We start from the raw sequence: 25,024 nt of genomic DNA, 5'->3' as shown, positions 1-25,024 counted from the left end.
AATTACAAAACTCGCCATTCAGACTAATAGCTTATCTTAAGTCCGAGTGAAATCATCGGAATTCCAATGTTGAAGTTTGCGCTTGCCGCGCTGTCGTCTTCTTTTCCTGTTCGGCTGTTGAATCCTTTTTCGCCTTTTGGACTGTAAAGATTCAGGAATATGTCTTCTGCGCCGATGTAGTATTCAAGCGTTGTCCGTGATGATTTTCCGACTTTCTTTTTATAGCCGAGCCTAAGGTCAACCGGGCATGAAATCTGCGTGCGCAAACTGTCGCTGTAGAAACTGTTTCTTGTGTAACGCTGAATCACAGTTCCGTCTTCAAGCTTTGCCGGATAGCAGTAAATGTCGCCGCTGTCTTTTTTCGGTGTGCCTGTGGCAAATGTTCCTTTTACGGTAAGCGTCCAGTGCTCCTTGAATTTAAAGTTTGCAACAGCATTCAGCGTGTGGAATCTGTGGAAGTCCGGGTAATACCACTCGTCAAGCGGATCGCCGTAGTTTGTTGTTTGGTCGTCGTACATTTTTGTGTACGGATTTTTAAATCTTGCCATAACAAATGAGTATGAAAGATAACCGTCCCACTTTTCGCCGTTTTTCTTTTCCAGCATAAGGTCGAATCCAGTTGTGAAACCTTTTCCGTTGAACCTAGCATCAAGCTTTGTGTCCATCGGATTTGAATCGTCCGCAACAACAAACATTCTTTTCAAATAATGCTTATAATATCCTTCAAGCTTAAAGCTCCAGTCTTCATTGAATTTTAAATCTGTTCCCAGAACTGCAAAAATCGCCCGGTTTGGAGTTACTTCCGATTCTTTAAGTCCCATGTCGTTGCTTGCAACTATCAGCTCCATTGGCACAGAAGAGAAAAGTCCGCAGCCCGCGCTGAATGAAACCTTGTCAAAATGGTCTGTATAACGCCACGGTGTGTAGTGCAGAACTGCCCTTGGATTGAAAACTGGATTCGGGTTTAGGCTGAAATCGTTGCTGTAATTTCTTATGTGGAATTCATCAAGACGGAATCCAGCTTCTCCGCTCAAAAGGCTTTTGTCTGTTCCGAAATTCCAAAGCGCAAAAGTTGCCGACTTGAAAACATTGTTTTCTTTGTCTCTTATGGAATAATCAAATTCGTAAAAATCCGGATATGGAGAATCTCCCTTGAGCTGTTCATTCCAGCCGCAAGTTTTTTGCGTAGTGTCGCTTCTGCTCCACAATCCTTCTGCGCCGACTGCAATTCTGTTGCTTGCGTCAAGTTCCATTTCGCCTTCGATTTTTCCCTGAAGCTGATGAACTGTCATGCGCTCTTTTTGCCGTTCGCTCTGTGTGTTCAGATGATATTTTTTGCTTGTCCTTGCCTCATCGCTTAAAAGAGAACCGTACTGCTCAAGAAAGTCATCGTTGTATTTAAATTCGCCGTCAACAGTTCCGTAGTATGTCAAATCTTCGGATGTCCAGTTGTAGCTTGCAAGAGCCTTGATCTGTGTGTTGTCTGTCGGAATCCATTTTGCATTCAGTGCTGCGAATGCGCTTTGCATACTGAAGTCAAAGTCAGATGTTGTGTGCTCGCCATCATCAGTGTCGTCTGTTTCAAGTCCAACTCCGTCGCTTCCGTAGAATGCGTTGAAAGTCAAGCTCAGTTTTTCCGCCGGATTCCAGTAAGCCTTTGTGTAGAAGTCGCGGATATACGGAACTGTTTTGAGCGCGTCTGTGATTTCATTTGAGCCGCCGAACAGTTTGTATGCGCCGATGTAGCCTTCGATGTAGGTTACTTTTCCGCCTGCAAAAATTCCGAAGTTTTTTGTTACAGGAAGCTGGACGAACAAATCTGTCGCAATTGAAGTTATGTTGAAGTCAAAGTGTATTTCTTCTCCCGGCTGAACGGTTGTCACTTCCATCAGTCCTGAAAGAGCCTGTCCGTATCGCGCTGAAAAAACTCCGTTGCTCATCTTTACGCTGTCTGTCATGTGCGGATTGAAAATTGAATATGCGCCGCCCCAGTGCCACGGATAAAGAATGTAAACTCCGTCAAGAACAGTCTGCATTTCGCGTGGATAGCCTCCGCGGATTGAAGGCTCGCTGTTCCAGTTGCCGTTGAAAGTTACGCCAGGCATTGTCTGCACGGAACTCATAACGTCTTCAACAAGCCCAATCTGCGCAGTTGTCTTAATCTGCTCCTTGTCCATCACAACAGAAACTCCGCTGACAGCTTCTTTTTCAGGATCTGCTGTCTGCTCAAGAGTAAGTCCTTCGCCTTCCATGATGATGTCGTCAAAATTGTCATCGGGCTGCATTGCGTCTTGTGCTGTCTGCGCATGGACAAAAAAACTTGAAGCAAAAAGTCCCAGCGCGATAAGCAATTTAAATACATGGCTCATTTTTCATCTCCCAATTTGTTATTTTTATTGAATTATATAAAATTTATATCGTTTGTCAATATATTTTTAGTAATTAACATTAATATATTTTCGTTTTAGAATAAAATATTAATACCAAACAAGAATTTAAAAATAAATATATAAATATCAAGAATAAAAGGAAATGCTTTTTTGCTTGAATTGCATTTTTTAGGCGGTAAGCTGCATAATTTGAAAGGTGAATTTTTGTTGCTTATTGAATACATTGACAAACTGATATTTTCCATATAAACTCTACCCGAAAATAACGTATGTTATTTTTATATCTTATAACCTTTTTGTTTGTCAATATAGAGTTAAAAATTTTCTAAAAATGTGCTGATTTAATTTTATGGAGTTTTATTTATGAAAAATTTTTTGTGCTTCTGGCTGTGGCTCTTTTTGCTGTAAGCAATTCTTTTGCAAATATTCAGTTCAGTTTTGACCTTATTGAAAAGCCGATTAATTATTCTGAAGTTGATTTTTCTTCTGTGCGCGGCGAAGATGTGGATAATTATACAGGCTCTGTTACAAAGCTTTTGGAATTTGGATTTCAGGCGGGAATTGTTTATTTTTTTGATTCAGATGTTGGAAAAATACTTTTTAGCTCATTGGATGAAAATTCCGAAGAAAATCAGCAGGAAAATCAAACAGGAATTTCAAAATACCAAAGCGGAATTTATTTTGATTTTGAAATGCTGTCTTACGGAAAAGCAAAATTTAAAATAAAGGAAGATGACACAACAAGAGAAATTCTTGATGATAAAGTTGACGGAAAAGATTTTTCCTTGGCTCTGGGATTTTGCGGCCGTTACAACAAATCTGAAAAGTTTTTCTTTGATTTTAAACTCGGCGTTTATGGTGGCTATACTTCATTTGAAAGCAAGGAAGATTCTTATAATGTTAAGTCCTTTGCTGGCGGCTGTGAAGCTGGAATTTCTGTAAATTACAAAGTTTTTAAAACACCAAAATTTACAACTGCGGTTTCTTTGGGTTGCGAAATGAATATTGGCTCTTGCTTTGGAACTTTATATGAATCTGGCTATCATGACTCAGTATTTGCTCTTTTTTCAAAATCTAATGAAATAGGAATAGAAGTTCACGCAGGCGTAAAGTTTATTCTTTAAAACTGAAATGCCGATTGTGGTCGGCGTTCATTTCGCTTCAAGTCCTAGAAATTTAGTTGCTCACTTTAAAATAGAAAAAGGACACTTTATTGCAAAGTGTCCTTTATAATTTCTGTGGGCCATCTAGGACTTGAACCTAGGACCAAGGGATTATGAGTCCCCTGCTCTAACCGACTGAGCTAATGGCCCGAATGTCAAATATTATATCTGAAATTTTACATTGGGGTCAATAGCAAAAATGTTTTACTTCATCAGATTTTGAATTTAGACAGAACGCTGTCCATGACCTTTATGCTGTCGTGGGTTGTCTGCGCCATTTCGGAAATGTTCTGGGCGGAGGTGTTTATTTCCTTTACGCCTTCGGACATTTCGTCCATGCTTCCTGCAACCTGCTGGGCAAGCATATCAAGGTTTCCGGCTGCGGTCGCCACGTTTTCAATTGCGGCGGATATTTCCTTTGCGGTCTTGAGAACTGTCGAAGTCGTATCGTCCACGTCCTGCAGATTCGCCAGAACCTGCTTTGAGGACTCATGCTGGTGCGACATTGTGCTGTCCACATTCTGAACAAGCGATTCGGTGGAGCTGACTTTTTCAGTTATCTTTTCAAATTCCTTTACGGAAATCTCGGATGTCTCGACAACCTTTGCAATCACCTGGCCGATTGTCTCAAGCTCCTTCTTGATTGAATTTGACTGCGCGGCGGAATTCTCTGCAAGCTTTCTGATTTCGTCCGCAACAACGCTGAATCCTTTTCCGGCTTCACCTGCGTGCGCTGCTTCAATTGCGGCGTTCATGGCAAGAAGGTTTGTCTGGGATGCAATCTGCGAAATGACCGAGTTCGCGTCGGCAAGATTCTTGGACTGCTCCGCCATGTTCTTGATTTCATCCGCCATCTCGTTCTGGCGCGTTTTTCCGGAATCCGTGATTCGGATAAGCTCCTTGTATTCGCCCGCAAGATTCGCGACGGATTCAGACATTTCCGCGATGTCCGCCACCATTTTTTCGATGAACGAGGATGACTCGGTGATTTTTGCGGACTGATCCTCAATGTTCTTTTCGAGCGACTCGATTCCGTGGCTTGAGCTGTCAAGAATTCCCTGAACCTCATCAAGCGTCTTGTTCTGCTTTTCAATCTGATTTTTTACGCTCAGAATGTTCGACATAATCTGGGAAACCGCGCTTGCCGATTCCTGAGAGGTTGAGGCCAGGCTTGTTCCGATTGACTCAAGCTGGGATTCCGCAGAATTCACGTCCGCAAGAAGTCCGCGCAAAGTTCCGATAAACTGGTTCACGGAATCTATCATCTCGCCGATTTCGTTTTCCTTTTTGGCGTCTATTTTTATCGTAAGGTCGGAAGTTCCGGACTCTCCGTTCAGGCTTCTGAATGCGGCGGAAGTTCTCTTCAAAGGCTTCATCACAATCTGAAGGATTATCAGAAGAATCACCGCAAGGCTAAGAAGAATCGCCACAATTACGATTGGAACCGCAAGGCTTGTAAGGCGCGACGAGCTTTTTTCAAGTTCCTTCAGGTTTACGCCGAGATAAAGCATCGCGTTTCCGTCGTCGCTGTCAATCGGGCTGAAAACCGTAGCTGAGACGTTTCCCTTGTAACGGTCAATCAGCTCAAGGACGTGGCGGTTTTTGTAGACTTCTCCGATGATGAACGGACTTCCCATTTTTCCGCCGGTTTTGGGCTTGCCGTTTTCGTCAACATCCGAGCTTTCTACGCTGGTGTCTTCTATAAAAATGTTCATGCTGCATCCGAGCGTGGAGGCGTATTCAGAAATCCATCCGTGATCAGAAATTTCCTGCTGAATCAAAAGAACGCTTCCGTTTATCGCCGGAAATCTTGCGGCGGCTGTTGCAAGAACCTCGTCATTTTTAAGCGATACGCACGAATTCAGTTTTCCGCCAGCGGCATTTGAAAGAGCCTTCTTTTCGGAGGCAAGTGAAATGGAATTGTTCTTTCCGGCTGAAAAAAGTGTCTCGCCGGAAGTTTTGGCAAGAATCACGCTGTAAAGTTCCGCCTCTTCCTGAACTTCGGAAAGCCGGCTGAAAATCTCATCCTGCGATGAAAGGCCGCTCCAGTCAATTTTGTCCTGAATCACGGAAAGTTTTTTCTCAAGATTTTTCTGCCGTGCGGTGAACAGAACGTGCATTCTGTCCGAGCTTGCCCTGAGCTCCGTTTTTTTCATTCCGGTAATTTCGCCCGAAATCATATTGTGAAGCACAAGCGAGACGCAGACGGAAACCGCAACCGAAAGCGCGACCGAAATAACAACAAGCGTAAAATAAATCGACTTCTTCTTTTCCATAAAAAACCTGCCGGGGATTTTGACACCCCTTTTTATATTATTCAGGTGAAGGAGGAATGTCAATTTTTTTTGCTTAACTAAACTATATTTTATTGATACAATTTTAGCATGAGCAATGTAACTACGATTATTCCGACACCTTCAACTTTTAAACGTGTGGTTCTTGTTATTGCCGGCGCAGTTATTTTTTCCATGAACTTGAATTCTTTTGCTTATGCAGCTGAACTTTTTCCAGGCGGATTTGCAGGAATTTCACTTTTGATTCAGCGTGCATTTTTGAAGTTTTTCAATTTGAAAATTCCGTATACGATTTTGTATTTTGCGTTGAATGCCGTGCCTGTTTTTATAAGCTTTAAATATATTGGAAAGAAGTTTACGATTTTTTCTTTGCTGATGATTGCAGTTTCTTCATTTCTTACGGATTTTATTCCTTCAATCCGGATTACAGACGATTTGCTTTTGTGCTCGATTTTCGGCGGAATTTTAAACGGGCTTGCCATAACTTGCTGCCTTTATGCTGATGCTACAAGCGGCGGAACGGATTTTATCGCAATTTATTTTTCCGAAAAAAAAGGCATGGATATGTGGAATATGATTTTCGGAATGAATATTTGCGTTTTAGTTGTGGCAGGAATTCTTTTTGGCTGGGACAAGGCTCTTTACTCGATTATTTTTCAATTCAGTTCGACTCAAATTTTGAATGAGCTTTACCGGCGATACCAAAAAATAACGCTTTTGATTATTACAGAAAAACCTGACGAAATGTACCAGGTTGTAAAGAATTCTACAAATCATGACGCTACAAAATTTATTGGAACAGGCTGCTACAAAAATTCAGAAAAAACAATGCTTTATACGGTTGTTTCTGCGGATGAGCTTGGACCTTTGAGTCGCGAACTGAAAAAATGTGATTCTGCAGCTTTTATAAATGTTTTAAAAACAAAAGAAATTTTCGGGCGTTTTTTTACAAGGAGCAAAGATTAAAACGTTTGTTAAATATTTCCGCAGCATTTGAGAAGAAAAAATATGTGCTGAATTTTTCTTGGAAGAATTTTCCGCAGAGGCTCGGTGCTTTTGTTTTCGGGGCTGACTGCCATTGCCTGCGCCATTATGTCGCTCATTGCAGGAGGAACTTCGCCCAGAATTTTTTTTGCCATATCTTTTGAATATTGTCTGTGGAAAAGTCCAAAGGCTGAAAGTTTTTCTTCTGGGTAAAATTTGCAAGGCCGCCAGACAAGCGAGCGGTTTTTGCTGTAGAAACTGCTTGCTCCAAAAAGCCTGCAAATAAAAGGTCGTGCGCCATAAATGGAGCAGTGGTAGTCATTTTCCGCATTGAAAAAAATGCAGGTTTTGCCGGAATTTTCATTTTCTTCAAGAAGTTTTTCTGCGGTTTGTCTTTGGTTTTGTATAAGCCACAATGCCATAAAATTTGCTTCTGCTTCTGTTAAGTCCGGCTCAAAGTTGTGGCAGCACATTCCGCAGCCAGAAGGACAGGTGAATTTTGTTTTTTTGTACCAGTCTGACTGCTGTTTTTCAAGTTTTGTGTAAAGTTTTTCTATTTCAGCGGCAATTTTGCCTTCGCAAGTGTCTTTAAGGCTTTCAAAAACTGATTCCATAGACTTTGCCTAAATTAAGTTTTTACAAGAATTTTGCGCTGCGCAAAATATGAAAATTCTGCACAGCGCATTTTTTATTACGTTTTGTAAAACTAGCTTTTGTAAGCGTCATTATGAACGCCGCTAATTGCTCTTCCGCTTGGCTCGTCCATTTTGCTCCAGGCTTCGTCCCATTCTAGGGCTTTTGCTGTTGAGCAGGCGACTCCGGCTTCATGCGGAACTGCAAGTGCTGCGCTTTCGCTTGGGAAGAGATTTGAAAAAATTTCCCTATAGTAATATTCTTCCTTTGTAACAGGAGTATTTACTGGGAATCTTTTTGCTCTTTGGGCGAATTCTGCATCCGAAACTTTCTGCGCTGTCATTTCCTTTAATGTGTCAATCCAGCTGTAACCTACGCCGTCGCTGAACTGCTCTTTTTGTCTCCAGCAAATGTCCGGCGGAAGAATGTCTTCAAATGCTTTGCGTACAATCCATTTTTCAATGCGCTGTTTTCCGTTTGGAAGCTTTATGTTCATTTTGTCAAGCGGATTCAGTCTCATTGCAATGTCAATAAAATCTTTGTCAAGGAAAGGAACGCGACCTTCAACTCCCCAAGCCGCAAGAGATTTGTTTGCACGCAGGCAGTCGTAAAGGTGCAGCTTGCTCATTTTGCGTACAAGCTCTTCATGGAATTCGCGGGCATTAGGCGCTTTGTGAAAGTACAAATATCCGCCAAAAAGCTCATCGCTTCCTTCACCAGAAAGAACCATTTTTATTCCCATTGATTTTATTACGCGGGCAAGCAGATACATCGGTGTGGAAGCACGCACTGTTGTGATGTCGTAAGTTTCAATGTGGTAAATTACATCTTCAAGGGCATCCAGAGCTTCTTGAATTGTAAAATGAACTTCATGGTGAACTGTTCCAATAAAATCAGCGGCTTTTTTTGCGGCGATTAAATCCGGGCTACCTTCAAGTCCTACTGCAAAACTGTGAAGCTGCGGCCACCAGGCATCTTTTAAAGAGCCGGTTTCAATTCTTTTTTTTGCAAATTTTTGTGTGATTGCCGCGATTACAGTTGAATCAAGTCCGCCTGAAAGCAAAACTCCATAAGGAACATCGCTCATAAGCTGTTGTTTTACGGCTTTTTCAAGTCCGTCGCGAACATTCTGAATCACGTCTTCGTTTATAATTTCTCCGTTGTCATCTGTTGCGCGTTTCGCATTTTCTACTGCGCTGAATTCTTCCCAGTCGCGTTTGTACCAAAGTGTGGGCTCTTTGTCTTTTGAATAGAAATAATGTCCGTTTGGAAATTCTTCTATAGAAACCATGTTTTGTCCTTCAAGAGCCTTTAGTTCTGAAGCAACATAGTAACGTCCCTGTTTGTCCCACGCTTGATAAAGCGGAATAACACCGATTTCATCGCGGGCAATTAAATAAACGTCTTTTTCTGAATCATAAAGCGCAAATGCAAAAATTCCAGAAAGCTCTTCTATCATTTTGCAAAACCCGTTTTCTTCTGCTCTGTATTTTTTGTAAAGCGGAATTATAACTTCACAGTCGCTTTGTGTTTTAAAGCTGTATTTTTCTGCAAACTGCCTGCGGATTTCCTGATGATTGTAAATTTCACCGTTTGCCGCAAGAATAATTTTTCCGTCATCGCTAACAAGTGGCTGTTTTCCAGAAAGCGGATCTACAATAGAAAGACGCTCATGGCTTAAAATCGCATTGCTTCCAGTGTAAACTCCGCTCCAGTCCGGTCCCCTATGACGGATTTTTTTAGACATATCCAGAACTTGGGAACGAAGCTGTTCTTTTAAGCCTTCATCAATCGGCTGCGAGCCACTGTTTAAATCAAATGCGCCAACAAATCCACACATAAATAACCCCTTTTTCAATTAATTGGCAAAAAAAAGACGCCTGTTCTGAGGGCATAAAAATACCCAAAAAACAGACGTCGTTGTCTAAAAACAATATATTGATTTTTTAAATTTGTGTCAATTCTTAGATTGAAAATTGAAATTCCTTTTGCTTTCTATTATTCTGTTTTTGGCAAAAAAAATAACGGACTGCCCTAAGGAGGAAAAAGACAGTCCGTTTATGAAGCGTGTTGACTTCATTTTGTCGTTTTATTTACTGCTAGCTATAATTTACATGAAAACTGTAATGTAGTCAATAATTTTGAAGAATTTTTTAGAAGTTTTTTATAAATAATGCGGTATTTCGCAAGGAGTAACATTTTATGTCAAAAAAGGTCGGAATAATCGGCGCAATGAGCGTTGAACTGGAGCTTTTAAAGTCTAAACTGGAAGAAAATCCGGCGGTAACTAAGGCTGGCGGTATGGCTTTTACTGAAGGAAAAATAAACGGCGTTTCTGTAGTCCTGGTTCAGTCCGGAGTTGGAAAAGTAAATGCTGCATTGTGCGCGCAGAGGCTGATTCTTCAGTTTGGATGCACTCATATAATTAACACAGGAATTGCCGGCGCAATGGCTTCTGGACTCAAAGTGCTTGATTTTGTTGCTTCCACAGATGCGGTTTATCATGACATGGACGCAACAGGATTCGGCTACAAAAAAACTGAAATTCCGCAGATGAAGTGCAGCGACTTTCCGGCGGACAGCAAAATGCTTGAAGCGGCGAGGGCTGCATTTAAAGAATTTCCTGCGGAACATAAACTTGTGTTTGGGCGGATTGCTACAGGAGATCAGTTTGTAAGCGACAAGGAAAAAAAATCTGCAATTCAGGAAACTTGTTCTCCAGCTTGTGTTGAAATGGAAGGGGCTGCTGTTGCGCACGCTTGCTGGATAAATGAAATTCCGTTTGTAATTATCCGTTGCATGAGCGACATGGCGGACGATGACGGAGAATCAACTTACAGCTTTAACGAAAATGAAGCGGCTTCATTGAGCGGCTCTCTTGTTTTGTCCATGCTTGATAGATTTTAACTGCATTTAATTCTTTTTCTTGCATTATATTGCTAAATCTTCCCATTTGTTGTAAAAATATAACTTTAGTTATTTACAATAAATGGAGATGCTTTCAATGAAAAAGTCATTTTCTGCCGTCGCGCTTTTTGTTGTTTTCGCAGTTTTTTTGAACGCGGAGCCTGTAATCACAAAATTTGAAATTCAAGGCTTAAAGCGCACAAAGGAATTTGCCGCTCAACGCGATTTAAAAAAGTTCATTGGAAAAGAAGCTTCTGCGGAAACTTTGCATAACATAGAAAATTCGCTTCAGGCAGACAATCTTTTTACAAACATTTCCATTGAATGCGAGCCTATAACCGAAAATGAAAGCTGCGTGAAAATTTCACTTGAAGAAAAAATGTCCATTTTGCCGCTGCCCATTGTCGCCGTTAACGACGGACTTTTTTCTGCGGGCGCGTTTCTTATTGATTCAAATGCTATGGGCTTGAAAGATTTTTTTATGCTTGGCGGAATTTTTTCGCGGGACAACATTTCCGGAATGACAATTTTTTCACGTCCTCCAAAAGGCTCGTCGCTTGGATTTTCAATTTACACAGGAATTTCAAAATCAGACACGGAACTTGTTACAACGGAAGATGATTCAGTTTACGATTTTGGCTCTCTTTCTTTCCGCGGAAGCCTTGGCGTTTCCAAGAAATTCTTTGACTGCTTTTCTGCAGAACTTAGCACAGGATTTGGAATTATAAAAGTTGACGGCTCGGACGAAATCAAAGGCGAAATTGAATCTGAAAAAGTCTGGGAATCTTCTGCCGCAATAGATTTTAAAGCCGCTGATTGGAACGGAACTTTTATGTCCGAAAAATCCGCAGTTGCAAAAGCATTTGTTGACGTTACGCCTTGCCGGGATGTTTTTAACGGATTTGAGCTTAGAATAAAAATTCAGCAGCCTGTTCTTGAAAAACTTAGAATTGTGCAGTCTGCGGCTTGCTTTTATGAATTTGACGCTCCGATTGTTTTTTACAGGGGCGGACATTCAGCTTCTGTGAGCCTTTTTCCTAGTGAATTTTCTTCTGATTCAATGGCGGGGCTTTCTCTTGGGCTTGAATATGCTGCGCTTAAGACAAAAATAGGGCTTTTTTCTGTTTATGCAGTTTATCAGACAGCGCGCGCAAAAGACTTTGACAGGACTTGGGTTTTTAATCAGGGGGCTGGCGGCGGAATGAAAATGTATCTTTCAAAAGTTGCGTTTCCGGCTTGTTCCGTTGAAGTTATTTACAATATTACAGAAAAAGAATTCAGAACAGGCTTTTCTATAGGAATGTCGATGTAAGTTCAAAATATCATTGCCGTACTTGACGCTGCGATGTTTTTGAAAGAAACTCGGTTAGCAATCTCTAAATTATTGCAATATATACAGTTAGATTTTCGAATCAAGACCAAAAATGACATGAAATTAAAAAACTCGAAAATTAAGGGTATTTTGTCATTCCCCGACTTGATCGGGGAATCTCTTGCAACAGATTGAAGTGTTAAGCATGGCAATGGCATATAGTTACATTAAATTATTGCATTTAAATGAACAGAACCCCGGTTGCCCGGGGTTCTGCCGTTCACTTTCGTGAACTAAAGGAGAGAGTTTTATCAGCTTTATAAGCTGATTAGAATATACATCATTCCAATTTCTTTGTCAACAGTTTTTAAAAAAATTTTTTAATTTTTTTTTACTCGCTTTTGATGGCAATTTTCTTTTCTGTGGAATCTTCCTTGCGTCCGATTTCAATAGAAAGAATGCCGTTTTTGAATGTTGCGTTCACTTTGTTGGAATCAATGTCCTTTGGCAAAGTAAATGAACGCTTGAACTGGCTGTGCCTTGTTGTGCGCTCACGCAAAATGTAGTAAACATCGTCAACTTTTTCTTTCTTTTCGCCTGAATCAGACTTTGCGTTTTCAACAGAAGAAATTGTAAGAACATCGTTTTTAAGCGTTATGTCTACATCTTTTTCAGTTTTTCCAGGCAAATCCATAGAAAGCACATAGCTGTCTTTTTTCTGCACAACATCTACTTTCGGGGCAAAAGCTGCTTCGCGGTAGGTCGGCAATGCAAATCCGTCATTTCCAAAAAGTGAATCTAAAAGTGAAAGTTCGTTCATATAAATCTCCTCGCTGGTTTTACAGCATTGTTTTAATTTTTTTTCGTACTGCCTTTCAGCTGTACACTAGATATATAGCAGAATACGTGCCAAGTAAGAAAAGTCAGTAATTTTTTGTAGAAATGCCTTTTTTGCTTGTTTTAGGCTGAATATTTGCGTTTGGTTTTATATTTGCTTGAAAATTTGTGCTATTGCCGTTGAATTTGACTTTTTATTTGAATTTTTTTGACACAGAAGGCCAAATCAATTTGGTAATAATTGGGAAATTTTGGCTCACATTAATGATGTGGAATTGCCACACGGATTGGAAAGACATGGGGATTTTTTGTGTGTTTGAAAAATTGCCATTTCTGCGATTTGCTTTAAGGAATTTCTTTTCAAAAAATTCAAATTTTAATTTGCAATTCTTGTTGATATTGAAAACATTTGTTGACGATACAAGAAATTACCATTATAATTTTCTTCACATATATATATGGAGGACATAATGGCTAAGACCAAATATGTTTATTACTTTGGTGATGGCGACGCAGAAGGCGATGAATCAATGCGTCCAATCCTCGGTGGAAAAGGCGCAAACCTTGCTCAGATGGCAAAGAAACCTTTGAGCCTTCCTGTTCCATCTGGATTCACAATTTCAATTGATGTTTGTCAGGAATACTACAAATTAGGCAAAAAGTATCCGGCAGGACTTGATGCAGAAGTTGCTAAGTATCTTGCAAAGCTTGAAAAGTCAATGGGCAAAAAGCTCGGCGATGCAAAAGATCCGCTTCTTGTTTCAGTTCGCTCAGGCGCTGCAGAATCTATGCCTGGTATGATGGACACAATCCTCAACCTCGGTCTTAACGACAATTCAGTTCTTGGTCTTGCAAACAAAACACAGAACCCACGCTTTGCATGGGATGCATATCGCCGCTTTATTCAGATGTACGGCAACGTTGCAATGGGTGTAGATCACGACAAGTTCGAAGAAATCATCGACGAAGTTAAGTCTCACCGCGGAATCACACAGGATACAGATCTTACTACAGAAGAACTTCAAGAAATTGTTTCTAAGTACAAGGCAATGTACAAGAAAGAAAAGGGCGAAGACTTCCCTCAGGATCCACACAAACAGATGTGGGGAGCAATCGGAGCTGTATTCGGTTCTTGGATGAATCCTCGTGCTATCACATACCGCAAGCTCAACAACATTGATGAAAGAGTTATCAAAGGCACAGCCGTAACTGTTATGGCAATGGTATTCGGAAACATGGGCGACACATCAGGAACTGGTGTTTGCTTCAGCCGTGATCCTTCTACTGGTGTTAATGAATTCATGGGTGAATACCTTATGAACGCACAGGGTGAAGACGTTGTTGCTGGAATCCGCACACCTCAGCACCTTTCTCAACTTGCTGAAACAAATCCAAAGATTTACGATCAGCTTTGCAAAATCCGCGCTCGCCTTGAAAAGCACTATCACGATATGCAGGATATGGAGTTCACAGTTCAGGAAGGAACACTCTATATGCTCCAGTGCCGCAACGGAAAACGCACAGGACCGGCAGCTGTTAAGATGGCAGTTGACATGGTTGCAGAAAAACTCATCACAAAAGAGCAGGCTCTTCTCCGCGTAAAGCCAGATCAGCTTGACCAGCTTCTTCACCCGCAGTTTGAGCCAAAAGCTCTTAAAGCCGCAGCACCAATCGCAGAAGCTCTTAACGCATCTCCTGGAGCCGGAGCTGGACAGATTGTATTCACAGCAGATGAAGCTGTTGAATGGAACAAGGCTGGAAAGAAAGTAATGCTCGTTCGCAAAGAGACATCTCCTGATGATATTGCAGGTATGTACGTTGCAGAAGGAATCTTGACATCTACAGGCGGACGCACATCACATGCTGCTGTTGTTGCCCGTGGTATGGGAACTCCTTGTGTTTGCGGATGCGCGGCAGTTGTATTTGTAGACAAAGAAACAGTAAAGATTGGCGACAAGACTTTCAAGAAGGGCGACAATATTTCTATTGACGGTTCAACTGGTAAAGTTTACGCAGGTCTTATCCCTGTAGAAGAAGCAAAAGTTTCTGGCGACCTTGAAACATTCCTTGGCTGGGCTGATGAAATCCGCGCAAAGTCTGTACGCAAGACAGCTTCTGGAAAAACTGTAAAGGGATTCGATGTTCTTGCAAACGCAGAGCAGAACGAAGCTCCACAGGCATTCAAGTTTGGCGCAAACGGTATTGGTCTTTGCCGCACAGAGCACATGTTCTTTGAAGAACCAAAACTTTCTTCATTCCAGAAAATGATTATTTCTGAAAACACAGAAGCTCGCAAAGAAAACCTTGCAAAGATTCTTCCACTTCAGGAAAAAGATTTCTACGGAATCATCAAGACAATGGGCGGACGCGCTGTTACAATCCGTCTTCTTGACCCGCCTCTTAACGAGTTCATTCAGGCTGCTACAGATGTTGAAGCTCAGGCTCTTGCTTCTAAGCTTGGAGTTTCTGTTGCAACAATCAAGGCAAAGTTCGCTGACCTCAACGAGCACAACCCTATGCTTGGACACCGCGGATGCCGTCTTGCAATCACATATCCTGAAATCTACGAAATGCAGGTTGAAGCAATCGCTTTGGCGACTGCACACGCAGAAAAGGACGGAATTGCACATGATGTTCGCATTATGATTCCTAACGTAACTTCTGTAAACGAACTCAAGCAGATCCGCGCACAGGCAGAAGCTGTAATTGCAAAAGTAAACGAAGCAAAGGGAACAAACCTCAAGTTCCAGATTGGTTCTATGATTGAATTCCCACGCGCAGCTTGCACAGCAGACCAGATTGCTCAGTACGCTGACTTCTTCTCATTCGGTACAAATGACCTTACACAGACAACATTCGGCTTCAGCCGCGATGACTATGGCAAGTTCATTGATTCTTACCTTGACCAGAAGATTCTCGAAAAAGATCCATTCAAGACTCTTGACCCAGATGGACCAGGCGCTCTTATGGAAATTGCAGAATCTAAGGGACGTTCAGTAAAATCTGACCTTCACCTTGGAATCTGTGGAGAACATGGTGGAGACCCAGATTCAATCGCTCTTTGCTACAAGCTTGGTCTTAACTACGTTTCTTGCTCACCATTCCGTGTACCAGCTGCACGCCTTGCCGGAGCACAGGCTGTTATTAAAGCTCTTGCCGCTGCAAAAGCTGCAAAAGCACCAGCAAAAAAGCCAGCTGCAAAGAAAGCAGTAGCAGAAAAAAAGACTTCAACAGCAAAGAAACCAGCTGCAAAAGCACCAGCAAAAAAAGCTCCTGCTAAAAAGTCAACAGCAAAGAAGCCAGCTGCAAAAGCACCAGCAAAAAAAGCTCCTGCTAAAAAAACAACAAAGAAATAATTTTCATTGATGTTTAGCGGCTAAATGCTAACTTCCCCTCTAGGAAACTGGAGGGGATTTTTTTATGCCCTTAACATAAGTCTTCTTTTTTACTAAAATCAAACATATATGAAATCAATTTCTAACTTTCATACGCATACAGAGCTTTGCCATCATGCAAAAGGACAGCCGGTTGATTATGTTAATCAGGCTATGTTGGAAGGCTGCACTGCTTTGGGATTTTCTGATCATTGCCCGTATCCGGAAGATTTTTTTGACTACTGGCCGGAAATAAGAATGACAACAAAAGAGGCTTCTGAATACAGCGAATGGATTGAAGAGGCAAAGGAAGCTGCGGCGTTTCCTATTTATCAAGGATATGAATGCGAATGGGAAGAATCTTACGCTGACTGGTATGATGAGCTTAAGGCTAACTTTGGCGCGGACTATCTAGTTCTTGGCTCGCACTGGGTTACAGACGGTTCAAGCCATATTTACATTCCTGATGTTGAAAGCCCTTCGCTTTTAAATAAATATATTGACCAGACAATAGAAGGAATGAGGAGCGGGCATTTTGCATTTCTTGCCCACCCGGATTTGTTTATGGCAGGCTACAAAGAATGGGACGACCAGTCAAAGGCTTGCAGCCAGGCGATTTTGGATGCGGCTTCTGATTTGGACTTGCCTATTGAAATAAACGGACTTGGAATAACAAGAACTCCGAATCATACAAAGCGTGGAATGCGTTATCCTTACCCGTTTGTAGAATTCTGGGAAATGGCTTCCCTTACAAATGTCCGCGTAATTTGCAATTCCGATGCGCACAATCCTCAGGATGTTATCATGAACGCATGGAAGGCTAGGGATTTTGCAAGCCGTTTTGGAATTGAGCCTTTGGAGCTTCCAGATTTCTGTACTGATTAAAAACAAGAATTCCGCTTTTCCTTGAATCTATCAGAGTGAAATTTTCTGGACGTTTTATAAAAACTTTGGCGTCTGGAAAGTTCTTGCAAAAAATTGTTTCGTAAACAATGCCGTCCACAAGATTATTGCTGAATGCTTCTGCAAAAAGTTTTTTTCCGCCTATTAAAAAAATATCGTCTGGGCAAAGAAAATTAAGCGCATTTAAAGCCTTTTTTATAGAAGAAAAAAAGAAAAATTCATTGTCTGTGCGTTCTATTTTTTGCGTGGCGGCGTTTCTTTTTATTACAATGTTCAGCCTGTTTTTAAGCGGAAAAGGCAGAGTCTTAAATGTATTGAATCCCATTATGACGGCTTTTTTTGTGGTCATTTGTTTAAAAAAATCCATGTCTTCTTTGCATTCTTTTTGAAGCGAAGAGTTTTTTTTCCAAGGAAGAGTTCCGTCTTCTAGCGCGAATTCTCCGTTAAGCCCGGCGGCGTAAATTGCATTCATTTTTTTATCAGACCTTTTGCCTTAAATTTGATGTCATGGGGATGTCCAATAAGTTCTAAATGTCATTGTCGTACTTGATACGACAATCTCTAAATGATTGTAATATATGCATTTAGATTTCTAACCGAGTTTGCTGCGCAAACATCACAGGGGCAAGCCCGAAAATGTCATAAAAGATACTTATGGAACATCCCATCTATTGAAATTTTACAACAGATTCCTGTGTCGGGGCACAGGAATGACTGTTTTTATCAAAACTCAACATTTGATCTTTTGCCTTAGTTTATAGTTCATGGAATTGCAAGGTCAAGACTTTTTGAGCGCAAGGTTTGTATTGCCATATTTTTGCAAATCAGAGATAATGTTTAACTATGAAAATTACAGATTTTATGAAGAGGCTTTTTCAGAAGTCTGGAAAGAAGAATGAAAACTCCGGTTTGCTGGACAGAATAAATTTATCAATGAATCTTCTTGTGCAGAAATCGCAAAATTTAAATAGCCAGTTTGATGAAGAAAAAAAACAGATAACAGAACTTGCCGAGGAAGCAAAAAAGATTGCCGGCTCTCCTGAAATTTTTTCTGCAAAGCTTGAGCAGGACATTCTTGGAAACATTACAGCCGTAAGTTCCGCCTGCGATTCAGTTCTTTCAGGAAGCAATGAGTCCGCAGTAAAAGAAACGCTTGCTTCCCTAAAGACAGTTCTGGCGCAAAGAATGGCGTTAAAGTAAGTTACAATTTTGAAAAAACATTTCCAAGGCTTTCGTGCAGAACAAGATTTGCGATTCCGTCGCTTGGAGTCGGGTCGCGGTTTATAAGCACAATATTTTCTCCGCGGAAATAATGAATCATTCCTGCCGCCGGATAAACAGTGAGTGAAGTTCCCCCGATAATCAAAAGGTCCGCGCTTCCTATTGCCTTTATTGCGCCGCTTACAACTTCATCCTTTAGCGATTCTTCGTACAGAACAACGTCCGGCTTTATAAGAGAACCGCATTTTTCACACAGGGGAAGTCCGTCTTGGTCTGAATGCGAGGCAATATATTTTTCATCGTAAAACGCGCCGCATTTTGTGCAGTAGTTTCTAAGAACGCTTCCGTGCAGCTCAAAAACTTTTTTGCTTCCTGCCGCCTGATGAAGTCCGTCAATATTTTGCGTTACAACTGCCAAAAGTTTTCCCTGCTTTTCAAGTTCCGCAAGTTTAAAGTGCGTAATGTTCGGCTTTATTCCAGTTACAAGAAGTTTTTCCCGGTAGAACCTATAGAATTCCTTTGGATTTGAATGAAAGAAAGTCGCGCTCAATATTGTTTCAGGTGAATAAGCCCACTTTTGATTGTAAAGCCCGTCAACGCTTCTAAAGTCTGGAATGCCGCTTTCTGTGCTGACTCCAGCCCCTCCGAAAAACACAATTTTCTGGGATTTTTCTACAAGCTGTTTTAACTGCTCAATTTTTTCTTCCATAAAAAAACGCCTCCATAATTTTTTTGTTTCAATTTAGAGTTTTGTATTTTATTGTCATTATCGGGCTTGACACGATAATCTGTTGAAAAATTACAGAAGATTCCCGTGTCTTAGCACGGGAATGACAGTTAAGCAATTATTTTTACTAATTTACTAAAACTCGAAATTGAATCTATCCGCCATTTACATTTCAAGCGCGGAAAGTTCTTCCCATCTTGAGTATGCTGCTTCAAGCTCTTTTTCTAGGTCTGCATATTCCTTTCCGGCTTTTGATGATTTTTCGTAGTCAGGGCAAGCCATAAATTTTTCAAGCTCCGGCTTTTTGTCTTCAAGTTCAAATATGCGCTGCTCAAGCTGCTCGAATTCTTTTTTTTCCTTGAACGACATTTTGTTTTTTTTCTGATGAACAGGTGCTTTTTCTTGTTTTTCTTCCTGCTTGGATTCTGATTTTTGCTGCGCATTTTGTTCCTGCTGAAGCTCAAGATATTCCGAGCATTTTCCAACAAAGCCAGAAACGCTTCCGTCGTTTTCCATTATAAACATTGTGTCGCAGATTTTGTCCATAAAATAGCGGTCGTGGCTTACAACTAAAAGGCAGCCCTTGAACGAAAGCAAAAACTGCTCAAGGATATTCATTGTAAAAATATCAAAGTCGTTTGTAGGTTCGTCCAAAATTAAAAAATTCGGATTGCTGATTAAAAGGCGCACAAGATAAAGCCGCTTGCGTTCTCCGCCGCTCAAAGTTCCGACTGGCGAATACTGAATTTTTCCTTCAAAGCCGAACTGCTCAAGGAAAAGAGGCGCGCTTAAAACAGTGCCGTCATTCATTTTCATAACGTCCGCCGCTTCCTTTATGTACTCAAGAACTGTAAGCTCTGTGTTTTCAAAATGCGGATTCTGCTCGTAGTACGCAATCGAAGTGTTTTCGCCTTTTACAACTTCTCCAGAATCTGGCTGAATTTTCTGCGTGATTATATTTAAAAGCGTAGTTTTTCCAGAGCCGTTGCCTCCGAACACTCCGATTTTTTCGCCCTTGTTGAAATTGTAGCTAAAGTCTTTAAGAACCGGAAAAGAATTTTCAACGCCGCTTTTGCCAGAAGAAGCGAATCCTTTTTGAAAATTCTTTGTGATTTTATGAAGCTCCAGAATTTTTCCGCCAAGCCTTCTGCCTTCAACTTCAAAAGTAAAGCCTTTGTCTGCGGAAAATTTTTCGCGGTTTATTAAAGCCTGGTCCCGCTGAATTCTTGCCTTTGCCTTTGTTCCGCGCGCGCAAGGTCCTCTCATAAGCCAGTCGCGTTCAAATCGCAAAACTGATTCAATGCGGCGTTCTGTGTTTGCTTCAATTTGTGCTTCTGTCTGCTTTTTTTCAAGATAAGTTGAATAGTTGCCTGTGTAAAGCTTAATTTTGTTGCGTGCAAGCTCATAGATGTTGTTGCAAACTGCGTCCAAAAAGTAGCGGTCGTGAGTTACCATAAGAACTGATCTTTTTGTTTCGGCAAGATAATTTTGAAGCCACAATATTGTAGAAATGTCCAGATGGTTTGTAGGCTCATCCAAAAGAAGCAGCTTTGTGTCTTCAACAAGAACTTGTGCAAGCGCGACTTTTTTTATCATTCCGCCTGAAAGTTCACCCATTTTGCGGCTAAGATCGTTTATTCCAAGTATAGTAAGAATGGACTTTATTTGGGATTCGTAATTCCAAAGATTGTCTTTTTGCATTTTTTCATTCAGCGTGTTGAACTTTTGCTGAGCTTGCTGCGAGTTTGTTTTTTGAAGCTCATCGCAGGCTTCTTCATACTCACGGATTGTCTTGAGCTTGGGACTTTGAAATTTAAAAATATGACTTTTGATTGTGTCGTCCTTGCTGTACAAAGGATTCTGGGCAAGAAAAGAAACTCCGGCCTCTTTATTTAGAACAACAGTTCCTTCGTCCGGGGAAAGCAGACCCGCAATTGTGTTCAGCAAAGTTGATTTTCCAGTTCCGTTGCGTCCTATAAGAGCCGCCTTGTCTCCTTCGTTTAATCCGAACGTTACTCCTGTAAACAAAGGCTTTTCACGCCCGATTTTTGCAAGGTTATTCACAGATAAAAGATTCATGCCCAAGATTTTAGCAGTTAAAAACTGAAGTTTCAATTGTAATGCAAATGGGTAGACGCTGGGGAAAAGTTTTGTTATTATAAGCGCATATTTTGCGCGACTAGCTCAGTTGGTTAGAGTACAAGCATGACACGCTTGGGGTCTTTGGTTCGATTCCAAAGCCGCGCATTTTTTTGTTTTGCCGCCATTAGAAAAACGAAACCTCCAGTGCAGTTTGAACAGTTTGCGCTGGAGGCTTTTTTATAAGCATTTATTGCCACAGGGATTGGAAAAATCTGACGATTTTTCTACCAAAAAGTTGTTTTTTGAAATTTATTCAGTATAATGTAAAATAGATTACTTAAAAGTTGTTTATAACAGAGATTCCCGCGTCAAGCGCGGGAATGACAGAAAAATCCAAGCTTGATAATGGCATGAAAATGTAAAACTGTCATTGTCTGGCTTGACTCGACAGTCCTGTGTCTTTGTCATTGTCGGACTCGATCCGACAATCTTTAAATATATACATTTTGACTGGAGGTCTTTTATGAAGAAATTTATTGTTCCGGCTTTATTTGCGTTTTTATTTGTGGCTGCGTCCTGCATGAATGTGAGCGGCGGCTCTGAAAAGGGTGGCTCAATTCGTGTTGCCTTGCCTGGCGGACGCTATGTTTACAGCAAGGAAAATGCCGACAAGTTTGTTGTGCGTGTAATTGGCGAAAATGAAACTATAGAGAAAGAAGCGGCATCGGGGGGGCTTCAATAGAATTCACGGAGCTTGAAGCCGGCGAATATACCGTTGAAGCGGAAGCATGGGATTCCGATAATGATGAGCTTATCGCGTCTGGAAGCAAAAAGATAGAAGTTGAAGCGGATAAAACCACGGAATGCTCTTTTAGCCTTATAATTTCCAACTGCTTTGTTGCAAAAGACGGAAGCATTGTCATAGACAAAACCAAGCTTGAAAAAACAGCTCTCACAACAGTAATTGATACCGCCACAACAATTACAGGAAGCGGAACAGAAGGTGTTTTTATTGACGGCCGCACAGTAACTTTAAGCCCCTACAGCATAGGAAAGTATGAAGTAACTCAGGAACTTTATGAAGCTGTAATGGGAGTAAATCCAAGCAATTTTAAGGATTCCCCTGCAGATGGAGAAATTCAAAAACTGCGTCCTGTTGAAGGCATATACTGGTATCATGCGATTTTGTTCTGTAATAAACTTTCCATAAAAATGGGGCTTGATAAATGTTATATAATTACTCAGTCGGATGGCAGTGAAATTGACTATGACAATATTGACTTTACTAATATTAAGACCATTGCTCCAACTTGGCAAATTTCATATAAATTAGAAAATAATGGTTATCGCTTGCCTACAGAAGCAGAATGGGAATTTGCTGCCCGTGGAGGAAATCAAGATGCTGATGACTGGAATTATACTTATGCTGGCAGTAACAATATAGAAGGTGTTGCATGGTATAATGAAGATGGTAATAGAAGTACTAAGATAACTCATGAAGTTGGATTAAAAAATGCTAACAGAATTGGTCTTTATGATATGAGCGGAAACTGCTGGGAGTTTTGTTCTGATAGATCAAACACTGTTTCTACAGGAGAAGTGACGGATCCTGTTGCGAGTGGAACTGGATGTGTGCGTAGAGGAGGGGGATTTTATGAAGAAGAGTCTACAAATATTTTTAACCGTTCTTATCAAGGTGAAACTACATTGACAACTTTCCTTTACGAAGATAATGGCTTCCGCATAGCCCGCACTGTAAAATAAAACTTCATTTATTGTCAGAGAATGTTCAAAAAGCATCTTTTTTGTCATTGTCGTGCTTGACCCTGCGATGTTTCTGGAAGAAACTCGGTTGATAATCCTTTGTGTTGTCGAAGATTTTAAACTGAGTTTGCTACGCAAACGTCGAAGCATCAAGTGCGGAAATGACAGAGAAAATTCTAGTTGTAAATGGCATAAATAAAAAAACACGCCGTGTTTTCCTTGAATTCTCGGCGTGAAATTTAAAAAGTACGGCGTGTTTTAAAAAATTCTCGCCGAGTTTTTTCAATCTTTTTAATAGAGTTCATTGGGTATGTCTAAAAAAACATCTTTTTTGTCATTATTGGGCTTGCCCCTGCGGTGTTTCTGAAAGAAACTCGGTTGATAATCTTTTGTGTTGTCAAAGATTCCAAACCGAGTTTGCTACTCAAACGTCGCGGCATCAAGTGCGGGAATGACAAGTTCTTTTTTTTATTTAACAGAAAACCAGTCTTCCATATGTAAAAAAGAGCGTTCTGCGGCTTCTGCAAAATCTGTTGTATTGTGCGTTACAAGAACCATTCCGTTTGCAATTGCGGTTGCGGCAATCTGTGTGTCATAATATGGAAGAGATTTTCCTTCTTTTGGGCATTTTCCTAAAAGCTGACCGCATATTCCTGCTGCAAAATCGTCGTAGGGAATTATCTCGATGTTGTTTTTTAGATTTTCAGTAAAGTTTACGATTGATTCTTTGCGTTTTCCCTCTGGCATTTTCTCAACTCCGTAAATAAGTTCCTGCCAGGTTACAGCGGAAATTGCACAGAAATTTTTTCTTGCCTCATATAAATCAATCACGTTTTGGTTTGGACGTTCCTTTGAGAATTCGGACACGATGTTTGTATCAAGAAGATATATTTTTTTCATTTTTCCTCCGTAAGTGATTCTTATTATATTTGCTTGTAAACAAATCTTCAGTACTTATTTATTCCTCGAAAATCACTCTGTTAGGGTCAGCATAAACTTTTGGTCCGAGAGGAATTCCTTCATCGCTTAGAGCATCCTTGTATTCTTCGCGCCATTCTGAAAGCCAGCTTGTTTTATTTTTGGGCGATTCTTTTTCATATTCCTCATAGCTAATAATTACCGCAACTGGCTTGCCGTACCTTGTAAGTTCAACTGGTTCACCGCTTTCTGCAATCTTTACGAAATTTGAAAGATTGTTCCGCGCGTCATAAATTGAAGTTTTACACATAGTTTCCTCCTAAGATATAATGAAATGTCATCTTTGCTCTTGACCAGAAAAGCTAAAGTAATATTTTGCTAACCGAGTTTTTTAGAAACACAACGGAGCTGCTCTGGCAATGACAGTTTGTAAGTAAAATAATAACATTGCCCTGCTTTATAGTCAACATTAAAAATTATAGCCAACATTTTTTTGAGGTGAGATATAAAGTTTCGCACATAGCTTCCATTGATTTTAAAAAATTTTTATTTTATCCTAAATAATATGAAAAAATTCATTTTGCTGTTGCTTTTGTTTTTATCATTGACTTCCTGCAATATAGCCCGCAGTAAAAATAAAGCTGAAGTTTCATCTGGCGATTTAGAAGCGTCAACAACTGCAAAATATTATATTTCCAGCAGCTATCATTTTATGTTGAATTATCCTGATTTTATAGGCAAAGCCATGAATTATGCCTGGCAGAAATATTCCGGGGTTACCGTTCCTGCAATAGTTTATCCATCAAATTATTGTTTAAAAAAAGGCAAGTATTCTTCTCCATATTTGAAATTCGCCAATATTTCTGCAAAAAAAATCACGCAGGCGGAAATATTTTTTTTCAGCACAGGAAATCCTGATTATACAAGTTTGCTTGTTAAGCTCGATTTGATTCCTGGAGATTGTTATGAGGTAAGTTTGACAGACTCATTTTTAGGAAAAAATGAATACCGGTTAGATAAAATAGATTTTTACTTTCAGGATGAAACCATGAGCTCATTTTCTGTGGCTGATTTTTTTCATTTTCATTACCCGGAACTTGCAGATTTTGACTTGTCCGGTTCAGGAACTTTTTTTCTAAAAGGAGACGAAGGATATTATTATTTGATAATTAAAAACTGCAAATCAGGCGATGAAAACGCAGGATTTTTTAGGCTGAGCATTACAAAAGAAACAGGCGAAGAAACAATTGTTGAAAATGAAATTTCCTATAACAGCGAATACAATGCTTATTCATATAACCTATGGGGTGAAGAAAACATGGCAATTGAAGATTTTTGTTTCGCAAAAAAGGTTAATGTTGAATATCGTTCTTCCGATGGCAAAACAATATCCGAGGAAATTACAGATTCAGAACAGCTGGAAAAAATAAGCTTATGGGTAGCCGCGTTCTGTTATTTTGGTTTGAGATAAGGGAGAAGAACTTGTACAAAAACAAAAGACAAGAATTTTTAAGA

The 25,024-nt window shown here is 40.4% G+C and carries 21 protein-coding genes and 2 tRNA genes; 11 read left to right on the top strand and 12 right to left on the bottom strand.

Annotated features, from left to right (window positions below; translation table 11 throughout):
• Positions 1–23 precede the first annotated feature (23 nt).
• On the bottom strand, positions 24–2,369 hold the full coding sequence (locus tag Q0N70_RS08040) for a TonB-dependent siderophore receptor (protein WP_294015641.1): 2,346 nt from the start codon (positions 2,367–2,369) through the stop codon (positions 24–26).
• A gap of 398 nt (positions 2,370–2,767) precedes the next feature.
• Between Q0N70_RS08040 and Q0N70_RS08035 the strand changes: the two genes are divergently transcribed.
• Complete coding sequence (locus Q0N70_RS08035; RefSeq protein WP_294015640.1) at positions 2,768–3,514, top strand: hypothetical protein; 747 nt, start codon at positions 2,768–2,770, stop codon at positions 3,512–3,514.
• Positions 3,515–3,629: 115 nt separating this feature from the next.
• Here Q0N70_RS08035 and Q0N70_RS08030 read toward each other — a convergent pair.
• Both Q0N70_RS08030 and Q0N70_RS08025 read right to left on the bottom strand, forming a co-directional pair.
• Positions 3,630–3,703, bottom strand: a tRNA-Ile gene (locus tag Q0N70_RS08030).
• A 62-nt stretch (positions 3,704–3,765) separates the two neighbouring features.
• Positions 3,766–5,829 (bottom strand): methyl-accepting chemotaxis protein, encoded by a 2,064-nt coding sequence (locus Q0N70_RS08025; RefSeq protein WP_294015639.1) that lies wholly within the window; start codon positions 5,827–5,829, stop codon positions 3,766–3,768.
• Between the two features lie 108 nt (positions 5,830–5,937).
• On the opposite strand from Q0N70_RS08025, the gene Q0N70_RS08020 reads away from it, so the two are divergent.
• Positions 5,938–6,813, top strand: a complete 876-nt coding sequence (locus Q0N70_RS08020) for a YitT family protein (protein WP_294015638.1) — start codon at positions 5,938–5,940, stop codon at positions 6,811–6,813.
• A gap of 8 nt (positions 6,814–6,821) precedes the next feature.
• On the opposite strand, the gene Q0N70_RS08015 is transcribed toward Q0N70_RS08020, so the two are convergent.
• A complete protein-coding gene (locus Q0N70_RS08015; RefSeq protein WP_294015637.1) occupies positions 6,822–7,445 on the bottom strand; it encodes a YkgJ family cysteine cluster protein in 624 nt (207 codons plus the stop codon).
• Positions 7,446–7,537: 92 nt separating this feature from the next.
• Entirely contained in the window at positions 7,538–9,304 is a 1,767-nt protein-coding gene (asnB, locus tag Q0N70_RS08010; RefSeq protein ID WP_294015636.1) for an asparagine synthase B, read from the bottom strand.
• Between the two features lie 362 nt (positions 9,305–9,666).
• Here asnB and Q0N70_RS08005 point away from each other — a divergent pair, with 362 nt between their 5' ends.
• Positions 9,667–10,371 carry a 5'-methylthioadenosine/adenosylhomocysteine nucleosidase gene (locus tag Q0N70_RS08005; RefSeq protein WP_294015634.1) on the top strand — a complete coding sequence of 235 codons (705 nt, stop codon included), beginning with the start codon at positions 9,667–9,669 and terminating at the stop codon, positions 10,369–10,371.
• 97 nt (positions 10,372–10,468) lie between these two features.
• Positions 10,469–11,683, top strand: a complete 1,215-nt coding sequence (locus Q0N70_RS08000) for a hypothetical protein (RefSeq protein WP_294015632.1) — start codon at positions 10,469–10,471, stop codon at positions 11,681–11,683.
• 391 nt (positions 11,684–12,074) lie between these two features.
• Here the strand turns inward: Q0N70_RS08000 and Q0N70_RS07995 are convergent, their stop codons facing one another.
• Positions 12,075–12,503, bottom strand: a complete 429-nt coding sequence (locus Q0N70_RS07995) for an Hsp20/alpha crystallin family protein (protein ID WP_294015630.1) — start codon at positions 12,501–12,503, stop codon at positions 12,075–12,077.
• Between the two features lie 487 nt (positions 12,504–12,990).
• Between Q0N70_RS07995 and ppdK the strand changes: the two genes are divergently transcribed.
• Together ppdK and Q0N70_RS07985 are read left to right on the top strand one after the other, a co-directional pair.
• Positions 12,991–15,876 carry a pyruvate, phosphate dikinase gene (gene ppdK, locus Q0N70_RS07990; protein WP_294015628.1) on the top strand — a complete coding sequence of 962 codons (2,886 nt, stop codon included), beginning with the start codon at positions 12,991–12,993 and terminating at the stop codon, positions 15,874–15,876.
• Positions 15,877–15,984: 108 nt separating this feature from the next.
• Positions 15,985–16,779: a histidinol-phosphatase gene (locus Q0N70_RS07985; RefSeq protein WP_294015626.1), complete on the top strand. Its 795-nt coding sequence runs from the start codon at positions 15,985–15,987 to the stop codon at positions 16,777–16,779.
• Here the strand turns inward: Q0N70_RS07985 and Q0N70_RS07980 are convergent.
• Positions 16,715–17,269, bottom strand: a complete 555-nt coding sequence (locus Q0N70_RS07980) for a dihydrofolate reductase (RefSeq protein WP_294015623.1) — start codon at positions 17,267–17,269, stop codon at positions 16,715–16,717. The two genes, Q0N70_RS07985 and Q0N70_RS07980, sit on opposite strands and share 65 nt — an antisense overlap.
• A 371-nt stretch (positions 17,270–17,640) precedes the next feature.
• On the opposite strand from Q0N70_RS07980, the gene Q0N70_RS07975 reads away from it, so the two are divergent.
• Positions 17,641–17,997, top strand: a complete 357-nt coding sequence (locus tag Q0N70_RS07975) for a hypothetical protein (RefSeq protein WP_294015620.1) — start codon at positions 17,641–17,643, stop codon at positions 17,995–17,997.
• 1 nt (position 17,998) lies between these two features.
• On the opposite strand, the gene Q0N70_RS07970 is transcribed toward Q0N70_RS07975, so the two are convergent.
• Both Q0N70_RS07970 and Q0N70_RS07965 read right to left on the bottom strand, forming a co-directional pair.
• Positions 17,999–18,727 (bottom strand): NAD-dependent protein deacylase, encoded by a 729-nt coding sequence (locus tag Q0N70_RS07970; protein ID WP_294015617.1) that lies wholly within the window; start codon positions 18,725–18,727, stop codon positions 17,999–18,001.
• A 183-nt stretch (positions 18,728–18,910) separates the two neighbouring features.
• Positions 18,911–20,824, bottom strand: coding sequence for an ABC-F family ATP-binding cassette domain-containing protein (locus Q0N70_RS07965; RefSeq protein WP_294015614.1), 1,914 nt, complete (start codon positions 20,822–20,824; stop codon positions 18,911–18,913).
• 94 nt (positions 20,825–20,918) lie between these two features.
• Between Q0N70_RS07965 and Q0N70_RS07960 the strand changes: the two genes are divergently transcribed.
• Both Q0N70_RS07960 and Q0N70_RS07955 read left to right on the top strand, forming a co-directional pair.
• Positions 20,919–20,992, top strand: a tRNA-Val gene (locus Q0N70_RS07960).
• Positions 20,993–21,350: 358 nt separating this feature from the next.
• On the top strand, positions 21,351–21,569 hold the full coding sequence (locus Q0N70_RS07955) for a hypothetical protein (protein ID WP_294015612.1): 219 nt from the start codon (positions 21,351–21,353) through the stop codon (positions 21,567–21,569).
• Here Q0N70_RS07955 and Q0N70_RS07950 read toward each other — a convergent pair.
• The gene (locus Q0N70_RS07950) at positions 21,532–21,852 is read right to left on the bottom strand and encodes a hypothetical protein (protein WP_294015610.1); all 321 of its coding nucleotides are present in this window, start codon (positions 21,850–21,852) and stop codon (positions 21,532–21,534) included. The two genes, Q0N70_RS07955 and Q0N70_RS07950, sit on opposite strands and share 38 nt — an antisense overlap.
• On the opposite strand from Q0N70_RS07950, the gene Q0N70_RS07945 reads away from it, so the two are divergent.
• Positions 21,743–22,591 (top strand): formylglycine-generating enzyme family protein, encoded by an 849-nt coding sequence (locus Q0N70_RS07945; RefSeq protein ID WP_367268262.1) that lies wholly within the window; start codon positions 21,743–21,745, stop codon positions 22,589–22,591. The genes Q0N70_RS07950 and Q0N70_RS07945 overlap by 110 nt on opposite strands.
• Positions 22,592–23,059: 468 nt before the next feature.
• Here Q0N70_RS07945 and Q0N70_RS07940 read toward each other — a convergent pair whose 3' ends face one another.
• Both Q0N70_RS07940 and Q0N70_RS07935 read right to left on the bottom strand, forming a co-directional pair.
• On the bottom strand, positions 23,060–23,491 hold the full coding sequence (locus tag Q0N70_RS07940) for a type II toxin-antitoxin system VapC family toxin (RefSeq protein ID WP_294015607.1): 432 nt from the start codon (positions 23,489–23,491) through the stop codon (positions 23,060–23,062).
• Between the two features lie 58 nt (positions 23,492–23,549).
• Positions 23,550–23,819, bottom strand: a complete 270-nt coding sequence (locus Q0N70_RS07935) for a type II toxin-antitoxin system Phd/YefM family antitoxin (RefSeq protein WP_294015605.1) — start codon at positions 23,817–23,819, stop codon at positions 23,550–23,552.
• 255 nt (positions 23,820–24,074) lie between these two features.
• On the opposite strand from Q0N70_RS07935, the gene Q0N70_RS07930 reads away from it, so the two are divergent.
• Positions 24,075–24,980, top strand: a complete 906-nt coding sequence (locus tag Q0N70_RS07930) for a hypothetical protein (RefSeq protein ID WP_294015603.1) — start codon at positions 24,075–24,077, stop codon at positions 24,978–24,980.
• The last annotated feature ends 44 nt before the right edge of the window (positions 24,981–25,024 follow it).

The organism is uncultured Treponema sp. (genome assembly GCF_945873775.1).
Classification (GTDB): Bacteria; Spirochaetota; Spirochaetia; order Treponematales; family Treponemataceae; genus Treponema_D.
The sequence above is the reverse complement of the archived record's forward strand: the minus strand, read 5'-3'. Positions and strand labels throughout refer to the sequence as shown.